We start from the raw sequence: 17,376 nt of genomic DNA, 5'->3' as shown, positions 1-17,376 counted from the left end.
CGTGCCGCTGGCATGATGGAACCCAGGCCCATGGAATATGGATGAAGTGAACAAAAGGAGCACGAATGGGAATTCTGGATAACAAGACCGCAATCGTCACGGGATCATCCCGCGGAATCGGCGCCGAAGTTGCCAAGATCCTCGCAGGTGAGGGTGCCGCCGTCGTGGTCAACTACCGTCAGAAGGCGCCTCGCGCCAACAAAGTAGTGGCCGGGATCCAGGCAGCGGGCGGGCGTGCCGCCGCGGTAGGGGCAGACCTCACTACCGATGAAGGTGTTCACGCACTGGCAAGCACCGCCATGGAGGAATTCGGCTCCCTCGATGTCCTGGTACTCAATGCCTCCGGAGGCATGGAATCCGGCATGGAGGAAGGGTATGCCCTCAAACTGAACCGCGATGCACAGATCAACATGCTTAACGCGGCAGTTCCCCTCATGCCCGAAGGTTCCCGAGTGGTCTTTGTTACCAGCCATCAGGCGCACTTTGTGGAGACCGTGCCCACCATGCCCGAGTACGAGCCTGTGGCGAAGAGCAAGCGCGCCGGTGAGGACGCCTTGCGCGCGCTCCTGCCCAACCTCGCTGACAAGGGCATCTCACTGGTGGTCGTGTCCGGCGACATGATCGAGGGCACTGTTACAGCTACTTTGCTTGACCGCTCCAACCCGGGAGCCATCGAGGCGCGCCGCGCGGAGGCCGGGAAGCTCTACTCCGTAGAGGAGTTCGCGGCCGAGGTTGCCAAGATGGTGACCGCCGACGTCGAATCCGGCCACACTGAATATGTGGGTGGCTCCGACTACTTCGCCAAGACGGCAGAATAGCCAGCACAAACCACATCAGCAGCGGCCCGGGACATGTGTCCCGGGCCGCTGCTGTTTCACAGGCCTGGGCGTACGAAAATGACGATTTCATAAATTATTCACTTTTTCGCGTCACGAATTGCGAATTGTTGTTCCACTAATGTCGCTTTGCATTTAGGCATTTCTTCTGATTGACTCTCAAAGGCGCCCTCGTCCTTGGTTATCAGCAGGCTGCCCAAACCCGGGCGGGAAGTTTATGCCACCTAGGCCACCCCAGGCAGCAGGTGGAAGCTTCGGGGTTGACTCAGGGGCGATTTTTGTCCCTTTGCCTTAGGAGCTTTCTTGGACCTTTTATTGCACGCAGATGATATTCATGCCTCGTATGATCATCGGCGAATCCTTAAAGGAGTCTCACTTTCGGTATGTCGCGGCGAAATCCTGGGGTTGATTGGAACCAATGGTGCTGGAAAAACCACGCTGATGGGAGTTCTGGCCGGTTCGCATCGAGTCGACGCCGGTGTGATGACCCTCGCGGGAGAAAAGTACGGACCTGAAACCATTGAGGAAGCGCAGGCCTGCGGCGTCGGCCTCATTCCGCAGAACTTCAGGATCGATCCCCAGCTAACCATTGCAAGTGCCATTTTTCGAGGAACTTTTCAAGCGGCCAAACCCCACGACGAACTCCGTGACCAAGCAAGTAAGCTGATCCGGGATATTGGCGTGAACTTGGACCCTGACGCCAAAGTGGGATCGCTCATTCGTGCCGAACAGGCCCTCGTGGAGGTCCTGAGGATGGTTGCCGAAGAGGCCCAGCTGGTCATCATGGACGAGGTTGCCGCCTCACTTCCGGACCATGACGTCGCAGTGCTGCATCAGGTGTTGCGAATGCTGGTCAGGCAGGGTCGGGCCATCATCTACATCACGCACCGGCTGGATGAGGTCCGCTCCATTGCGCACCGCATTGCTGTCCTGCGGGACGGCCAGGTGCACAAAATTCTTGAGGCCAGCCACACTGACGTTGACGAACTGGCCTTTCTGCTCCTCCAACACGAACTGGAGGGCAGCGCCAGGCCCAGCGACCCCGCTGAAGGTCACGAGCTCCTGAGGGTAGTGAGCCTCAGCACGGCGGCCAGGGTTCGGGACGTTACCTTCAATGTGGCCAAGGGCGAGATTTTTGGTTTGGTGGGGACGCACCGCTCAGGCGTCTACGAGTTGGTTGAAGCTCTGGCTGGCATCCGCCCCAGCACCTCGGGGCAGATCCTCATGCACGGTCAGGCAGTACAGATCAGGAACGCCCAGGACGCCCGGAGCCTGAAAATCGGATACCTGTCCGATGCTGTCGACGACGGCGAGGCTACGGGGACCATTGTTGAAGGCCTCCAGCGACGCGGTGATGGGGACGAGCCGAATCTCCGGGAAGAGATCACACAGCTCCGAGGAGTTGCCGACGTCATTCGACGCATGCGCATCAGCACCACCAACATCCATGGAAACCTCAGCACGCTATCGGGGGGCGACCGCCAGAAGGTACAGCTCGCCAAGTGGATGACCGCAGACTGTGACCTCTTGATTCTCAGCCATCCGAGCCGCGGCATCGACATCGGCGCCAAGGAAGCCGTCTACCAGATGCTCACCGAGCTCAGTCTGACGGGCGTTGCCGTCATTCTCCTGTCCTCTGACTTGTCCGAACTGATCAGCTGGTGCCACCGGGTGGGTGTGATGCGCGATGGAGAACTCGTCACTATTGAGGCCAATGCCAACACGAATGAGGACGTCCTTGTACACCATATGCTGGGCGTGAAGTTTGAATCAGGCCGCAGCGAGGCCCGGCGCGTGAGGACGTAGCGCCACGGATTGCTGCTACGGAAAAGGGGCGGTAGCGCATCAAGCGCCACCGCCCCCTTCGCCCTCACACCGGGAATCAGATGGTGATGTCTTTAGCAAGGTTCTTTAGCTTGTGCCTGGCCAACGCCAGGTTTGCATAGGTGCGGTCAAGCACCAGGTAGACGAAAAGGCCTTTGGACCCGGCTGAGTTCAGTACATTGATGAGGTGGTACTGGCTTCCCAGGGTTATAAGGATGTCTTCGATGTCGCTGTCAAGGCTCAAGTCGGCCATGGTACGCAACTTGGCGCTCACCACGTTTGAGTTGCCCGCAGCAGCAACGCCGAGGTCGAAGCCCGGGCTTCCACCTTGTGCCAAAGCCATGCCGCTGGAGTAATCCACCACAGCTGCACCAGTGGATCCTTCGATGGCCAGCAATTGCTTTATGGCTTCATCCAATGTGCTCATATCGGGTTGTTCCTGTTCTGTTGAGTAATCCGCGGTGCTCGGGAGGTTGGCAATTCGGGTTACGTCATCGTCGTAGAGATCCGGGTGGAGAATCTCATGGAGGGGCGATGCATATCCTTCAGATTCGCCTTGCTCGGAGGCAGTTGCTTCGAATACGTTCTCGCGTTTCCACCATTTCCATGCACGCTCCGAACGGTTCACTTCCTGCCCTCGCATTTCGTCATCCCTTGCTGCCGCTTACGATGCGGAGATACTGATAAGGTTCTTCACTTTACACAACTTTTATCTCATCAAGACAAAATACTATTGCAACAGTGGCCCGAAATGATTCCAGCAAAGAATAAGTGACAATTTAATAAATTATTGCGGTTTCTGCGTCATGAAATTGGTTTTACTGTTTTCGCAGGGCATTCATACTGCGGGCGGATGTGCCGCGGCCTCCGGGTACGCCAAAGCACCGGCGGGGAACCGCGCCGGTGCTTAGCGAAAGGAAAATATGGCAGCGTCAGGATGCGCCGCCGCGGCTTCAGACGTTGGCTATATGCCGGACGGCGTCCAAATACGGCATGGTGATCACTGCGTCGGCCACCGCGCGGACAGCGGGTTTGGCATTAAAGGCGACTCCGATGCCAGCTGCACTGAGCATGTCCAGGTCATTGGCACCATCACCCACCGCAATGGTGTGCTCAAGGCTGATGCCTTCGGCAGCCGCCCACTCGCGCAAGTACTTTTCCTTGGCGGCCCGATCGATCACCGCGCCCAGCACCTTACCGGTCAACGCGCCGTCGACGATTTCAAGCTCGTTGGCGATCCAGTAATCCAAGCCGAGCTGATCAGCGATAGGACCCAGGATTTGGTTGAATCCTCCGGAGACAACCGCCACCACATGGCCAGCCTTCTTGAAGGCCGCCACAAGTTCTGCCGCGCCAAGGCTGAGGCGCACCTCCTGGCGAACAGAATCGACGACGGCGGCAGGCAGTCCCGCGAGGACGGCAACACGGGCGTGGAGACTCTGGGCAAAGTCCAACTCGCCGCGCATCGCAGCTTCGGTGACGGCAGCGACTTCCTCGCGTTTGCCTGCGTGCGCAGCCAGCAGTTCGATGACCTCCTGCTGGATCAGCGTGGAATCAACATCCATGATCAAGAGCTTCCGGGTGGCCTGGCGCAGGTCTTCAGGCACTATGGCTGTATCCACCCCTGCTTCTGCGGCCTCGGCCACCAGCCGCCGCATGGTCCCGAGGTCCGCGTCCCCGCCCACCAGGAGACCGGCCGTGTGAACGCCGAAGCGATCGTCTCCACCCTGTGATTCCGATGACACTGCGGCGCCGGCTTCGGCCAGCGCCTTCCGTACCTTGTCGAGGGATTCGGGGGACAAGTTCACGCCATAGCTGACTGCAGCCAAGTTCGAAGTCATGGCCCCAATCCTACTGAGGGCGCCGCACGCACCCGAATTCGTTTCGCGACATAATGCCTGCACCGTGACCGGTTATCAGTCACATGGATTTTTGTCCTAGTGTCTACTGCTATGAGTGATGTTCTGGAATTGGCTTCCGTCAGCGTTGTCCGAGGCAAGAAGACCCTGCTGGACAAGGTTGACTGGCAGGTCAACGAAGGCGAACGCTGGGTCATCCTGGGACCCAATGGAGCAGGCAAAACCACCCTCCTCCAGATTGCCGCCGCCCGCCTGCACCCAAGCAGCGGCAAGGCAGGGATCCTGGACGAGACCCTGGGCCGCGTGGACGTCTTTGAGTTGCGCCCCCGGATCGGACTTTCCTCGGCGGCACTTGCCACCCAGATCCCCGAGCACGAGAACGTTTTGAACGTGGTGGTCACAGCTGCGTACGGCGTCACCGGCCGCTGGCGTGAGGGCTACGAACGCGACGACGAACGCCGCGCCTTCGCTTTGCTCAACGACTGGGGGATGGGTCCCCTCTTGAACCGGACCTTTGCCACCCTGTCCGAGGGTGAGCGCAAGCGCGTCCAGATTGCCCGTGCACTGATGACCGACCCTGAACTTTTGCTCCTGGATGAGCCGGCGGCAGGCCTCGACCTTGGTGGCCGAGAGGAACTTGTCCACAAGCTCGGTGAACTCGCCAGTGACGAAGCAGCGCCTGCCATGGTTCTTGTCACTCATCACCTTGAAGAGGTTCCCCCTGGTTTCACGCATGCCATGCTGCTCCGCGAGGGGGGAGTGGTCGCTGCCGGCCCCATCAAGGATGTCCTCACCGACGAGCACCTCAGCAACACCTTCGGCCTCGCCTTGGATGTTTCGGAAAACGCCGGCCGCTACACGGCCACGGCCCGACGCTAGGCGATTTAGGTAACTTACTGTGGAGATTCTTAGCAGCATCCTGGTCTTTTTCGCGGGCTTGTGGGCCGGCACCATCAATGCCGTAGTAGGCTCCGGCACCCTTGTTACATTCCCCGTATTGATAGCACTGGGTGTGACACCCGTTGTCGCGTCCATGAGCAACGCCATGGGCCTGGTGGCTGGGACGGCCGCAGGGGCATGGGGCTATCGGCGTGAGTTGGCAGGCAGGGGCAGGCAGCTGATGAAGCTGCTTCCGGCCTCCCTGCTGGGCGGCATAACGGGCGCATGGCTCTTGCTGCATTTACCGGAGAAGGTCTTCCATTACGTGGCCCCCGTCCTCTTGGTGCTGGCCCTCCTGATGGTGCTGTTCCAGCCCAAGCTGCAGGCCTGGGTTCGCAGCCGGGAACAGAACCCTGAGCATGCCATCCGGGACCGCAGCCATGGCGTCCTCCTTGTGGTTCTTGTGTACTTGGCCGGCGTCTACGGCGGCTACTTCGTTGCTGCGCAGGGGATCCTGCTGGTGGGGATTCTCGGTGTGTTCCTCTCAGGGACCATGCAAAATGCCAACGCCATGAAGAACTTCCTGGTGCTGGGCGTGAACATGGTGGCTGCCATCTCTTACCTCATCTTCGCCTTTGATCGCATCAACTGGCTCGTTGTCCTGCTCATCGCCGTAAGCTCCACCATCGGCGGGCTGGTGGGTTCCAAAGTGGGCCGCAAGTTGTCGCCCAAGGTTCTCAGGGCAGTCATCTTCACCCTCGGCATCGTGGCCCTCGGCTTCATGATCGCCAACCTGCTGAAATAATCAACCGTGACCTTCCACTATCTCGAGTCAGCCAACGACCCCCGGGTGACGGACTACACCACCCTCACGGATGTACACCTCCGGAAGTTGCGCGAGCCACGGGAAGGCATGTACATCGCCGAATCCTCCAAGGTCCTCCGCAGGGCACTGGCAGCAGGCCATCAGCCCCGTTCCTTCTTCCTGGCGGAGAAGTGGCTGGAAGACCTCGACGACGTCTTCAAGGCCCATCCTGACGTTCCGGTTTTCATTGGCAAAGCTTCACTGCTGGAAGAGATCACTGGCTTCCACCTGCACCGCGGAGCGATGGCCGCAATGCACCGGCCAGCCCCCGTTCCGTTGTCGGAGCTTCTTGGCAACGCGAAACGCGTGGCGGTGCTTGAGGACATCGTGGACCACACTAACGTGGGCGCCATCTTCCGCTCAGCTGCGGCACTGGGTGTGGACGCCGTGCTCGTGTCGCCCAGATGCGGCGACCCGCTGTACAGGCGCAGCGTCCGCGTCAGCATGGGAACGGTCTTCCAAATACCGTGGGCGCGCCTGGAAAGCTGGCCTGACGGCTTGGCCAGCCTGCAGGAGCAGGGCTTCAAGGTGGCTGCCATGGAGCTGACAGATGATGCGCTGAACCTGGACGAACTCGCCGCCAGAAACTACCCGAAACTTGCCTTGGTGCTGGGAACGGAAGGTGCCGGTATGAGTGAGGAAACGCTGGCCGCCGTCGACCTCGCTGTGAAGATTCCCATGCGCGCAGGTGTGGACTCACTCAATGTGGCGGCCGCCTCGGCAGTGGCGTTTTGGGAGCTTCGGCCGCAGGACTGAGTCCGGTTCGTCTGGCTTGGCCGTTTCCGCTATGATTGGTTGTTGGCCCGCCCGCTGGAATGTTCACATTGCAGCCAAGGACCACCTCCATTCATACCTGGCAGCTGGCAAAATCCAGTTGCGTGAACAAAAGGTCCCATTATGAAGTCTGATATCCACCCGAAGTACGAAGCTGTTGTCTTCAACGACCTGGCCTCCGGTACGCAGTTCCTGACCAAGTCCACCGTGTCTTCCTCGAAGACCATCGAGTGGGAAGACGGAAACACCTACCCGGTTATCGACGTCGAAATCTCTTCGGAGTCCCACCCGTTCTACACGGGCAAGCAGCGCATCATGGACTCCGCTGGCCGCGTCGAGCGCTTCAACGCTCGCTTCAAGGGCTTCGGCGGCAAGAAGTAACCACTTCACCCCAAGGCTTATCGAAGGCCCGCATCGCCGGATTCCGGCAATGCGGGCCTTTGTGTTTTCCGGCAAGATGGGAACCATGACTTCCCACCCCGCAAAGCAAGCACACCATCACGACGACGGCACCCGCCTTCACGGGGAATATAAGGTTCCCGGGGGGAAACTCGTTGTAGTGGACCTGGACGTGGTGGGCGGACGTTTCGACAACGTCTCAGTGAGCGGGGATTTTTTCCTCGAGCCTGATGAGGCGCTGCAGGACATCAACCAGGCGTTGACAGGTCTTCCGGAAGCCTCAACAGCAGCAGACATTGCCGCGGCGGTGGCGGCAGGGCTGCCTGAAGGGGCCGTGCTCTTTGGGTTCTCCGCGGAAGCCGTGGCTGTCACTGTGCGCCGGGCACTGTCCAAGGCCACAAGCTGGGCGGACCATCAGTGGGAAGTCATCCCGCCGTCAGTCCTGCCCACACAGGTTAATGTCGCCCTGGACGAAGTCCTCACCGAGGAAGTGGGCGCGGGGCTGCGAAACCCCACGCTGAGGTTCTGGGACTGGGAGGAGCCTTCCGTGGTGATCGGCAGCTTCCAATCCGTTCGGAACGAGGTGGATCCGGACGGCGTCACGCGGCACGGCATCTCCGTGGTGCGTCGCATCAGTGGTGGCGGTGCCATGTTCATGGAGGCTGGCAACTGCATCACCTATTCGCTGTACCTGCCGCAGACCCTGGTGGACGGCATCAGCTTTGCTGACTCGTACGCTTTCCTGGATGCCTGGGTCATGGCCGCACTGAAGAAGCTGGGCATTACAGCCTTCTACGTGCCCCTGAATGACATTGCCACGGATCAAGGCAAGATCGGTGGCGCGGCACAGAAACGCCTCGCCAACGGCGGAATGCTCCATCACGTCACCATGAGCTACGACATCGACGCTGACAAAATGGTGGACGTCCTGCGCATCGGTAAGGAGAAGCTCTCGGACAAAGGAACCCGGAGCGCCAAGAAGCGCGTGGATCCCTTGCGTCGCCAGACAGGTCTTGCACGCTCGGCAATCATTGACGCCATGACGGAAGTCTTCACCGAGCGCTATGGTGCGGTTGAATCGCGGCTCACCGAAAACGAACTCGACGAAGCCAGGAAGCGCGTCGAGGAAAAATTCGGCACAGAGGAATGGTTGAACCGGGTTCCCTAGGACACTGCCGCAAAGCCGCCTGTGCGGTCACCCAGCCGCTTGGGCGGTCAGCGCCCTCAGCAGGTGGCTCCGTTGCTCGATGACGATCCGGCGCAGAGCGCGGGGAGCGTCAGGGTGCTCATGAAGCCAACGGTCCGTCCGCAACAGTACCGGGTGCTCGGCGGGCCGCATGCCTTCGCCCAGATTCTGGGCTCCGGGAAAGAGGCCACGGACAATCCGACCTGCGATTTCAATGCTGCGTTCGGACCATACCCGTTCAAGGCACTCAAAGTAGGGCTCGATATAACGCTCCAGGAGGATTCCCGGAGCAGCAACGAACCCCGCGATGGTGGCGCTGAGGATCTCGTTGGAAAGACCAGTGCTGTTGACGGTGGAATCCCAGGCCGCTGCCTTGACTGATGCCTCCGGACGGGCGGCCGAGGCCAGAGCATGGCCTTCCTTTCCCGATGCCGTGGTATCAGCGTCAAGCTCCCGGTCCAGCTCGACGAGGGTCGCCTGCCCATGGGCTGCCAACGCCTGCCACAGGCTCCAGCGCAGTTCAGCGTCCACGGCAAGGCCTTCCACCACGGTGCTCCCTTCCAGGATTCCCCGCACCAGGGGCAGCTGGCTGTCACCATGCCTGGAAACCTCGGCCACGGTCCTGGCCCAGGCAAGTTGCTGGTCTGAGCCTGAAACAGCAGCCATCAACTGCTCAGCGGCCACGACCAGAAAATCCTTCCGCACACCCTCGCGCGTGTCCGCGGGGACGTAGCGCTCGATCGCGCTGGCAGCGTTGCCCAGCACGTTGAGCAGGACACCTATGCCCGATTCCGAAGGCGCAAACTGTTCGACGGCGGTCACGTAGCGGGCCGCCGGCGTGACGCCATCCCTGGCCGAATCCCAGAGCGCAGTCCAGCAGAGAGCACGTGCCATAGGATCCGAAATCCTGTTCAGCGACGTCCTCACCGTGTGTTCAGACCCGCTGTCCAGCCGGGCTTTGACGTAGCTGAGGTCATCATCATTGACCAGGAGCAGCGCCGGCCGTCGCTTACCCTGCAATTCGGTCACCAGTGTGCTGGGACCTGAAACGTCCACCTCGATGCTTTCGGTCCTCACCAAGGCACCGGTTTCGTCGGCGTCATACAGGCCCAGCCGCAGACGATGCGGACGGAGTTCCTGGTGACCGGTGAGGGGGTCGATGGCATCCTGCCGGAGCGTTACCGCACCGAGTGTCCCGTCGTCTTCCACCATCTCGGCCGAAAGTGTGGAGATGCCGGATGTCTGCAGCCATTGCCGCGCCCATCCGGCCAGATCCCTTCCCGAGGCGGCGCTGAGGGCAGCGAGAAGATCCTGAAGGGAAGTGTTTCCGAAGGCGTGATCCCGGAAATATTGGCGGGACCCCGCGATGAAGGCATCAAAACCGACATAGGCCACCAGCTGCTTCAAGACCGAAGCACCTTTGGCGTAGGTGATGCCGTCGAAGTTTTGTTTGGCTGCCTCAAGGTCCGGTATATCCGCCACGATCGGGTGGGTGGTGGGCAGTTGATCCTGCAGATAGGCCCAGGCTTTGCGCTTGCTGGCGAAATTCACCCACGCGGTATCCCAGTCGGTGGCGCGGTCCACGCCTAGAGTCCCCATGTAGTCCGCGAACGACTCTTTAAGCCAGAGGTCATCCCACCAGTTCATGGTCACCAGGTCCCCGAACCACATGTGGGCCATCTCGTGCATGAGGGTATTGGCACGGGCCTGGTATTGGGCGTCGGTGGCCCGCGAGGCGTAGACGTACTTCTCGGTGAACGTCACCAGGCCGGGGTTTTCCATGGCACCGAGGTTGTATTCGGGCACAAACGCTTGATCATATTTGCCCCATGGATAGGGGTAGGCGAAGAGGTTGTTGAAGAATTCCAGCCCGCTTTTGGTCAACCGGAACAGTTCCTCGGCGTCGAAGGAGCCAGCCAGGGAAGCCCGGCAGAAAAGTGCCAGCGGCACGTCCAGCCGGGTGCCGTCGTCGAGCTTTGCTCCCCAGTGATCGGTGGCCTTGAAGTAGGGACCGGCCAGCACGGTGGTGATATAGGTGGACATTCGTTGGGTAACGGCAAAATCCCACTGAGCGGCGGTGGGGTGGCCCGGTACCGGTGTGCGTGCCTCCTCAACTCCGTTGGAGGCTACTTCCCAACCGGCAGGGGCAATCACGTGGAAAGTAAATTCGGCCTTGAGATCCGGCTGTTCGAAATTGGCGAAGACGCGGCGGCTGTCCGCAGGTTCGTACTGCGTGTAGAGGTAGCACTGGCCATCCGCGGGGTCCACGAAGCGATGCATGCCCTCGCCGGAGCGGCTGTACAGCGCCGTCCCGGTCACCGTCACGGTGTTCTCGGCGGCGAGGCCTTCCAGGATGATCCTGTCGCGGTCCACCACTGACTCCACGTCCAGTCTCCGGCCGTTCAGCACCACTGACTGGACGCCGCCGCTGATGAAATCCAGGAAGGTGGCGGAGCCGGGTTCGGCTGAGAAGGTGACCGTGCTGGTGCTCGGGTACCCGGCGACGGCGGGATCTGCCGCGTCGCGGACATCGAGGGTGACGTCATAGCTGTGGGTGGTGATCAGGGCTGAACGGATTGCGGCGTCATCGCGCGAGAGGTTGTGATTCGACACACAGCTATCTAATCATGATCCACGCGGCCCCAAGGCCCAAGGAGGCGATGAGCAGCCAAGAGCCCAATGCCACCAGGACAGCGCGGCCTCCCGTGTGAATCAGGGTGCGTACCCGCACCGCCGAACCCAGCCCGAACAGGGCCGTTGCCAGGAGAATGTCCTGGACAACAGCCGCAATTTCCAGGCCAGACTGCGGTACCCAACCCAGTGAACGGAGTGCCACCATGGCCAGGAATCCGACGACGAACAGGGGGACAACCGGCGGGAACCGCCCGTCGACGCCGTCAGCCGAATCGTCCCCACCGTTGGCGCGCTTCCTCATATGGACGATTCGTTGGTGCACCCCGGCGGCAGCGGCAATCGGCGCCAGCAGGACTACGCGCGTCAATTTGACGACGACGGCGACCGCCAGCGCCGATGTACCTGCGGTTTGCGCCGTGGCCACCACCTGGCCGACGTCATGCACCGAGGCGCCCGTCCAGGCCCCGAATTGCTCGGGATTGAGATTCAGGGGGTGCATGAGCAGTGGCAGTACACCGATGGCAAGTGTTCCGCACAGCGTTACGAGCGTCACGGGGAGCACTGTGTCTTGATGCTTGATGCGGCGCACAGCTGCCATCGCGCCAATCGCCGAGGCGCCGCAGATGGAAAAGCCGGTGGCGATGAGGATGGCAGCTTCGCCGGGGAGACGAAGCAAGCGCGCCAGCCCATAGGTTCCCGCGAAACTGACCAGGACAACACCGGCGATCAGGAGCAGGGACAGCCAGCCCAGGCCAAGGACGTCCCCGATGCTGATCTTGAGTCCCAACAGCACGATCCCGGCACGCATGAGGTGCTTTCCGGCGAAGTCCAAGCCCGGCCGGGCGCGCCCCGCGGTCAAGACTGCCGTGCCCGGTATATTGGCTGAGAGCAAACCCAAGGCCACAGCGAGTGTCATGGCCGGTACCGCCGGAAAAACGCCGTGAATGGCGAAGGCAAGACCCGTGGCGGCGATGCTCAGGACCAACCCGGGCCCCAGCCGGGACAGCTGGGGCGCGAAACTCTTGTAGGGCATGCCTCAACCCTGCCGGATGGGGGCACGGAAGGCGAACCGGGAGGACCCGGAAACAGCGACACAACCAGCGCGTAATGCGCTCGACTCAAAAAGGTGATTACCTGAATCCCATGTCTGACCTATTCCAGGATTACTCCGAGGCCGCAGCCCGCAGTGGCGCCTACGACGAGATGTTTACCCAAAGCCACGTCGCCAGAAGATCCTACGGTCAGGTTTCCGGGGCTCTCCGCGAGCTTTCCCTGGCGGATGTCACCGCCCGTGCCGACTCCATGGCACGCACCTTCCTGGACCGTGGCGTGACCTTCGACTACGCGGGGGAGGAGCGGCCGTTTCCCCTGGACATTGTCCCGCGCGTTATTCCCGCCGATGAGTGGGATGTACTGGAGCGCGGCGTGGCCCAGCGCGTCAAAGCTCTGGAAGCTTTCCTCAATGACGTTTACGGACGAATGGCCGTGGTCACCGACGGCGTGATTCCGCGGCAGTTGGTGACCACCAGCGCGCATTTCCACCGCGCGGTGCACGGCTTTGAGCCCTCGGGTGGCGTTCGCGTCCATGTATCGGGCATTGACGTTGTTCGGGATGCAGCCGGGACATTCCGCGTGCTTGAGGACAACGTCCGCGTTCCCTCAGGCGTCAGCTACGTCCTGGAGAACCGGCGCGCCATGGCCAAGGGCTTGCCGGAAGCTTTCGGCCAACAGCACATCAGGCCCGTGGAGGAGTACCCCCGGCGTCTACTCTCCGCACTGCGCAAGACTGCTCCCGCAGGCGTGGACGATCCCACCGTGGTTGTCCTGACACCGGGCGTCTTCAACAGCGCTTATTTTGAGCACACCCTCCTTGCAGGACTCATGGGCGTGGAGCTCGTTGAAGGCCGTGACCTCATATGCCGTGGCAACCGTGTTTACATGCGGACCACTGCCGGCGAGCAGCGAGTGGATGTCATCTATAAGCGCATTGATGACGACTTCCTGGATCCGCTGCAGTTCCGCTCGGATTCCATGCTCGGTTGCCCGGGATTGGTCAACGCCGCCCGCGCCGGCGGAGTAACCATTGCCAACGCTGTGGGCAACGGCGTAGCCGACGACAAGCTCGTGTACAGTTACGTGCCTGACCTGATCCGGTACTACCTTCACGAAGAGCCGATCATCGCCAACGTTGACACTTTCCGGCTTGAGGAAAAGGAAGCCAGGGAGCATGTTCTGGACCGCCTCGACGAACTGGTGGTCAAACCCGTGGACGGTTCCGGCGGTAAGGGATTGGTCATTGGACCGGACGCCACCAAGGAAGAGCTGGACGCCCTGCGCAAGCGCGTCATTGCCGATCCCCGGGGCTGGATCGCACAGCCGGTTTTGCAGCTCTCCACAGTGCCCACACTCTCCGGAGACAAATTCGGACCACGCCACGTGGACCTGCGGCCCTTCGCAGTCAACGACGGCGACGACGTTTGGGTCCTGCCCGGTGGCCTCACCCGGGTGGCGCTCAAGGAAGGTTCCTTGATTGTGAACTCCAGCCAGGGCGGCGGCTCCAAGGACACCTGGGTTCTGGCCGACTCACCGCAACTGCCCGCTGAGATCATTCCCCGCCAGTCCGTCACGGTCCGTGAGCAAGTATCCGTCTGGCCCGTGGAAAGCAACTGGCGTGACCGCCAAACGGAGCAGCAGCAGTGAAAGCACTCCACCAATACTTGAACTTCGATATGCACAACGCGAAGGAGGCAGTTCCATGCTGAGCCGCATTGCTGAGTCACTCTTCTGGATCGGACGCTACGTTGAGCGTGCCGACGGTACCTCCAGGATTTTGGATGTACACCTTGAGCGCTTGAACCACCTGCCCCTTGAGGAACAGCGAAGCGTCGCCCGGGACCTCCTTGCCGTGATGGGCGCCAAGCCCCAAGGTGAAGAGTTCGGCCTCCCTGAGCTCCTCCATGCGCTTGCCTACGACAAGCACAGCGCGTCTTCCATTGCAGGCTCGCTGGGCGCTGCCCGTGAGAATGCGCGGCGGGCCCGCGAGACTGTTTCCCAGTCCCTTTGGGAAAGCCTCAACACCACCTACTACGGCCTCAATCAACATCGCAAGGATGTTGTGGGAACCTATCGCTTCTGCAATTGGGTTTTGGAACGCACCGCCATGGTGCGTGGGCTCGCGGACACAACGGTCAGCCATGATGAGAGCTGGTTGTTCATGGTGCTGGGCCGCTCCCTGGAACGCGCCGACATGACTGCCCGCATGTTGTCCACCCGTGATGTCCAGTCCGCTGGAATGTCGTGGGTCAACATGCTGCGGTGCGCGGGAGCATATGAGTCGTTCATCCGGACCCGCAGGGCTGCGTTCGGGGACCAGCACGCAGCGGAGTTCCTGCTCCTGGACCGTTTGTTCCCGCGTTCGATTGTCTACGCTTTGCGTGATGCCGATGAATGCCTCGCCAAGTTGGATCCTTCGGCGCAACGCGTCGGATTCATCAATGATGCCCGGCGGATCGTGGGCCAGGCACGCACGTTCCTTGAGTTCCACCGCACGGACGATCTCATGTCCGAACTGCCCGAGCATATGGAACGTGTGCAGAAGGCAGTTACTCAAGCATCGGACGCAATTTCCCGTAAGTACTTCAATCAGGCTGATGAGCACGCCTGGGTGGGAGAAGTTTCATGACCCGGCTGAGCATTGTTCACAAGACCGCCTACAAGTACAACCGCCGTGTAACCCTGTCCTATAACGAAGCCCGGATGACGCCGCTGACCGACGGCCAACAGGTGGTCCTGGAAGCCTCGCTCAAAGTTTCGCCCCATCAGGCCTCTGTCAGTACTTACCGTGACTATTGGGGGACTCGGGTCACAGCGTTCGACATGCAAATGCCACATGAGAGCCTTGAGGTCCTCGCTACAGCCACGGTTGAAGTACACCGCACCGAACGGGTGGCAACTGAGGACGACATTGTGGGATGGGACGTCATCGCCTCGGAGAAGGTCCAGGACGAATTCAGCGACTGGCTGCCGCAGTCCCGGCTCAGCGGGCCGGGAGAGGAAGTCCTGGAGATCGTTCCGGGTGTTGTCCAGGGGAAGAACCCTCACGAGGCTGCGCTTGCAGTATTCGCGTGGATGGCCGGTGAGATGACCTATATGAAGGGCACTACAGGGGTCACCACGAATGCCGAACAAGCATGGTCCCAGCGTCAGGGCGTTTGCCAGGATCTGGCGCACCTGGCGATCGGTGCCCTTCGGTGCAGCGGCATTCCAGCACGGTACGTGTCCGGGTATATCCACCCCCGTTCCTCCGCGGACATCGGCGAGACTGTCGCCGGCCAATCCCACGCCTGGTTGGAATGGTGGGATGGAGAATGGCGCAGCTGGGACCCCACCAACCACAAGCCCGCAGGGGACTACCACGTCACAGTGGCCCGCGGCCGTGACTACCGCGATGTTCCCCCGCTGAAGGGGGTCCTGTCAGGTGGAGGCGGTTCGGGGCTTTCGGTTTCCGTGGAGATTACCCGCCTCGCCTAGGAACCGGGTTCCAGGAGTTTGAGTACAGATAAGGCCCTTAAGAACAGTTCTTAAGGGCCTTATCTGTACTCAAACTCGAGGGGTTCTACCAGGGCGACGGCTTGTAGTCCTTGAGGAAGACACCGTACTGGTCCTCACCCTTTTCACCCATCACGATGGGGTCGTAGACACGCGCGGCACCGTCCACCAGGTCCAAGGGAGCATGGAATCCTTCTTCCATGAGGCGGACCTTGGTGTAGTGCGGGCGTTCGTCGGTGATCCAGCCGGTATCCACGGCGGTCATGAGGATGCCATCGGAATCCAGCATTTCCTGGGCGCTGGTGCGCGTCATCATGTTCAGTGCAGCTTTGGCCATGTTGGTGTGGGGATGTCCGGGGCCCTTGTAGGCGCGGGAGAACTGTCCCTCCATGGCCGAGACGTTGACGATGTACTTCCTGTTGGCGGTGGACCGTTTCATGGCTTCGCGAAGGCGGCTGACCAGCAGGAAGGGCGCCGTGACGTTGCACAGCTGCACTTCGAGCATTTCCAGGGGATCCACCTCGTCCACCACCTGGGTCCAGCTGTTGATCGAGGCGAGGTCAGGAACGAGGCCGCCGGCGTCGATCGCCGTTCCCGACTCAATCCGTTCCAGTGACGCCGATCCTGTGGAGAGGGCCAGGGAGGTGATCGCATCGCCGGCCAGCACGGGGTGTTCGGTGACACTGCTGGCGAGGGCAAGCGGGTGCTTGTCATGTGCGTGCCCGAAAGTCACCAGCTCGGGTCCGCCGTTGGCAACTTCGAGGGCCGCAGGCAAGGCCTCGTCCTCTGCGTCAACCAAAGGCTTGTAAGCGTTGCCCGAGCGCCGCACGGTCTGGGCCGCATTGTTGATGATGATGTCCAGTGGACCGGCCTCGTTAAGTGAGTCTGTCAAGGCCATCACCTGTGCCGGGTCGCGGAGGTCAATGCCAACGATCCGAAGCCGGTGCAGCCACTCGCCGCTGTCTTCCATCGCAGCGAAACGCCGCGCAGCGTCTTTGGGGAAGCGGGTGGTGATAGTGGTGTGAGCGCCATCCCGGAGCAGCCTCAAGGCGATGTACATGCCTATCTTGGCGCGTCCGCCGGTCAGCAGGGCCCTGCGACCGGTGAGATCCGTGCGGGCATCGCGCTTGCTGTGGCTGAAGGCCGCGCATTCAGGGCACAGCTGGTGGTAGAAAGCGTCAACCTGCGTGTAGTGCTTCTTGCAGATATAGCAGGGCCGCGAGCGGATAAGGTGGCCTGCTACCTCGCCTGTGGCCGAGGGGGCCAGCTTGTTGCCGCGGGTTTCGTCGTCAATGCGGTCCGGCGCGGCCGTGGCAGTGAGCGCAATAACGGCCCGGTCAGCCTCGGCGATGGAGTCGCGTTTAGTGACACGGCGGTGGCGCTTGACGGCTTTGAACATCTTTCCGGTGGCACGGCGGACAGCAACGTAGTCCGGGTGCTCTTCGTCGTAGACGTGGATCGTGGTCAGAACCTTGAGGCAGGCCTGGATCTCTTCAGGCGTCAGATCGGTGGAGCTCATTGACCTGATTTTACAGCCTTGGGAGCCAGTGGCCTGCCTCGGGTTCTGATAGT

At 61.1% G+C, this 17,376-nt stretch carries 15 protein-coding genes; 10 read left to right on the top strand and 5 right to left on the bottom strand.

Annotated elements, in window-relative coordinates; translation table 11 throughout:
* Window positions 1–65 precede the first annotated feature (65 nt).
* Together CQ020_RS10425 and CQ020_RS10420 are read left to right on the top strand one after the other, a co-directional pair.
* Window positions 66–818, top strand: coding sequence for an SDR family oxidoreductase (locus CQ020_RS10425; RefSeq protein ID WP_105691777.1), 753 nt, complete (start codon window positions 66–68; stop codon window positions 816–818).
* A 321-nt stretch (window positions 819–1,139) separates the two neighbouring features.
* Window positions 1,140–2,642 carry an ATP-binding cassette domain-containing protein gene (locus tag CQ020_RS10420; protein ID WP_105691776.1) on the top strand — a complete coding sequence of 501 codons (1,503 nt, stop codon included), beginning with the start codon at window positions 1,140–1,142 and terminating at the stop codon, window positions 2,640–2,642.
* A 76-nt stretch (window positions 2,643–2,718) separates the two neighbouring features.
* On the opposite strand, the gene CQ020_RS24470 is transcribed toward CQ020_RS10420, so the two are convergent.
* Window positions 2,719–3,303 (bottom strand): hypothetical protein, encoded by a 585-nt coding sequence (locus CQ020_RS24470; protein ID WP_258141816.1) that lies wholly within the window; start codon window positions 3,301–3,303, stop codon window positions 2,719–2,721.
* A gap of 310 nt (window positions 3,304–3,613) precedes the next feature.
* The gene (serB, locus tag CQ020_RS10410) at window positions 3,614–4,501 is read right to left on the bottom strand and encodes a phosphoserine phosphatase SerB (protein ID WP_105691775.1); all 888 of its coding nucleotides are present in this window, start codon (window positions 4,499–4,501) and stop codon (window positions 3,614–3,616) included.
* 111 nt (window positions 4,502–4,612) lie between these two features.
* Here serB and CQ020_RS10405 point away from each other — a divergent pair, with 111 nt between their 5' ends.
* From CQ020_RS10405 to CQ020_RS10385, 5 genes are all read left to right on the top strand, one after another.
* The gene (locus CQ020_RS10405; protein ID WP_105691774.1) at window positions 4,613–5,398 is read left to right on the top strand and encodes an ABC transporter ATP-binding protein; all 786 of its coding nucleotides are present in this window, start codon (window positions 4,613–4,615) and stop codon (window positions 5,396–5,398) included.
* A 19-nt stretch (window positions 5,399–5,417) separates the two neighbouring features.
* The gene (locus tag CQ020_RS10400) at window positions 5,418–6,203 is read left to right on the top strand and encodes a sulfite exporter TauE/SafE family protein (RefSeq protein ID WP_105691773.1); all 786 of its coding nucleotides are present in this window, start codon (window positions 5,418–5,420) and stop codon (window positions 6,201–6,203) included.
* A 6-nt stretch (window positions 6,204–6,209) separates the two neighbouring features.
* The gene (locus CQ020_RS10395) at window positions 6,210–7,019 is read left to right on the top strand and encodes an RNA methyltransferase (protein ID WP_105691772.1); all 810 of its coding nucleotides are present in this window, start codon (window positions 6,210–6,212) and stop codon (window positions 7,017–7,019) included.
* 141 nt (window positions 7,020–7,160) lie between these two features.
* Window positions 7,161–7,418, top strand: a complete 258-nt coding sequence (locus CQ020_RS10390; RefSeq protein WP_017200906.1) for a type B 50S ribosomal protein L31 — start codon at window positions 7,161–7,163, stop codon at window positions 7,416–7,418.
* Window positions 7,419–7,503: 85 nt separating this feature from the next.
* On the top strand, window positions 7,504–8,604 hold the full coding sequence (locus tag CQ020_RS10385; protein WP_181151838.1) for a biotin/lipoate A/B protein ligase family protein: 1,101 nt from the start codon (window positions 7,504–7,506) through the stop codon (window positions 8,602–8,604).
* Between the two features lie 27 nt (window positions 8,605–8,631).
* Here the strand turns inward: CQ020_RS10385 and pepN are convergent, their stop codons facing one another.
* Window positions 8,632–11,235: an aminopeptidase N gene (gene pepN, locus CQ020_RS10380; protein WP_105691770.1), complete on the bottom strand. Its 2,604-nt coding sequence runs from the start codon at window positions 11,233–11,235 to the stop codon at window positions 8,632–8,634.
* A gap of 4 nt (window positions 11,236–11,239) precedes the next feature.
* Window positions 11,240–12,289 carry a YeiH family protein gene (locus CQ020_RS10375; protein ID WP_105691769.1) on the bottom strand — a complete coding sequence of 350 codons (1,050 nt, stop codon included), beginning with the start codon at window positions 12,287–12,289 and terminating at the stop codon, window positions 11,240–11,242.
* Between the two features lie 110 nt (window positions 12,290–12,399).
* Here CQ020_RS10375 and CQ020_RS10370 point away from each other — a divergent pair, with 110 nt between their 5' ends.
* From CQ020_RS10370 to CQ020_RS10360, 3 genes are read left to right on the top strand one after another with little or no spacing between them, the layout of a single operon-like run.
* The gene (locus tag CQ020_RS10370; protein WP_105691768.1) at window positions 12,400–13,956 is read left to right on the top strand and encodes a circularly permuted type 2 ATP-grasp protein; all 1,557 of its coding nucleotides are present in this window, start codon (window positions 12,400–12,402) and stop codon (window positions 13,954–13,956) included.
* Between the two features lie 55 nt (window positions 13,957–14,011).
* Window positions 14,012–14,938, top strand: a complete 927-nt coding sequence (locus CQ020_RS10365; RefSeq protein WP_024816699.1) for an alpha-E domain-containing protein — start codon at window positions 14,012–14,014, stop codon at window positions 14,936–14,938.
* Window positions 14,935–15,786, top strand: coding sequence for a transglutaminase family protein (locus tag CQ020_RS10360; protein WP_105691767.1), 852 nt, complete (start codon window positions 14,935–14,937; stop codon window positions 15,784–15,786). Before CQ020_RS10365 ends, CQ020_RS10360 begins: the two co-directional genes overlap by 4 nt.
* 85 nt (window positions 15,787–15,871) lie before the next feature.
* On the opposite strand, the gene CQ020_RS10355 is transcribed toward CQ020_RS10360, so the two are convergent.
* Window positions 15,872–17,323 (bottom strand): SDR family NAD(P)-dependent oxidoreductase, encoded by a 1,452-nt coding sequence (locus tag CQ020_RS10355; RefSeq protein WP_105691766.1) that lies wholly within the window; start codon window positions 17,321–17,323, stop codon window positions 15,872–15,874.
* Between the last annotated feature and the right edge of the window lie 53 nt (window positions 17,324–17,376).

Origin of the sequence: Arthrobacter sp. MYb23 (assembly GCF_002979775.1) — a bacterium.
In the GTDB taxonomy this organism is placed as follows: Bacteria; Actinomycetota; Actinomycetes; order Actinomycetales; family Micrococcaceae; genus Arthrobacter.
The sequence above is the reverse complement of the archived record's forward strand: the minus strand, read 5'-3'. Positions and strand labels throughout refer to the sequence as shown.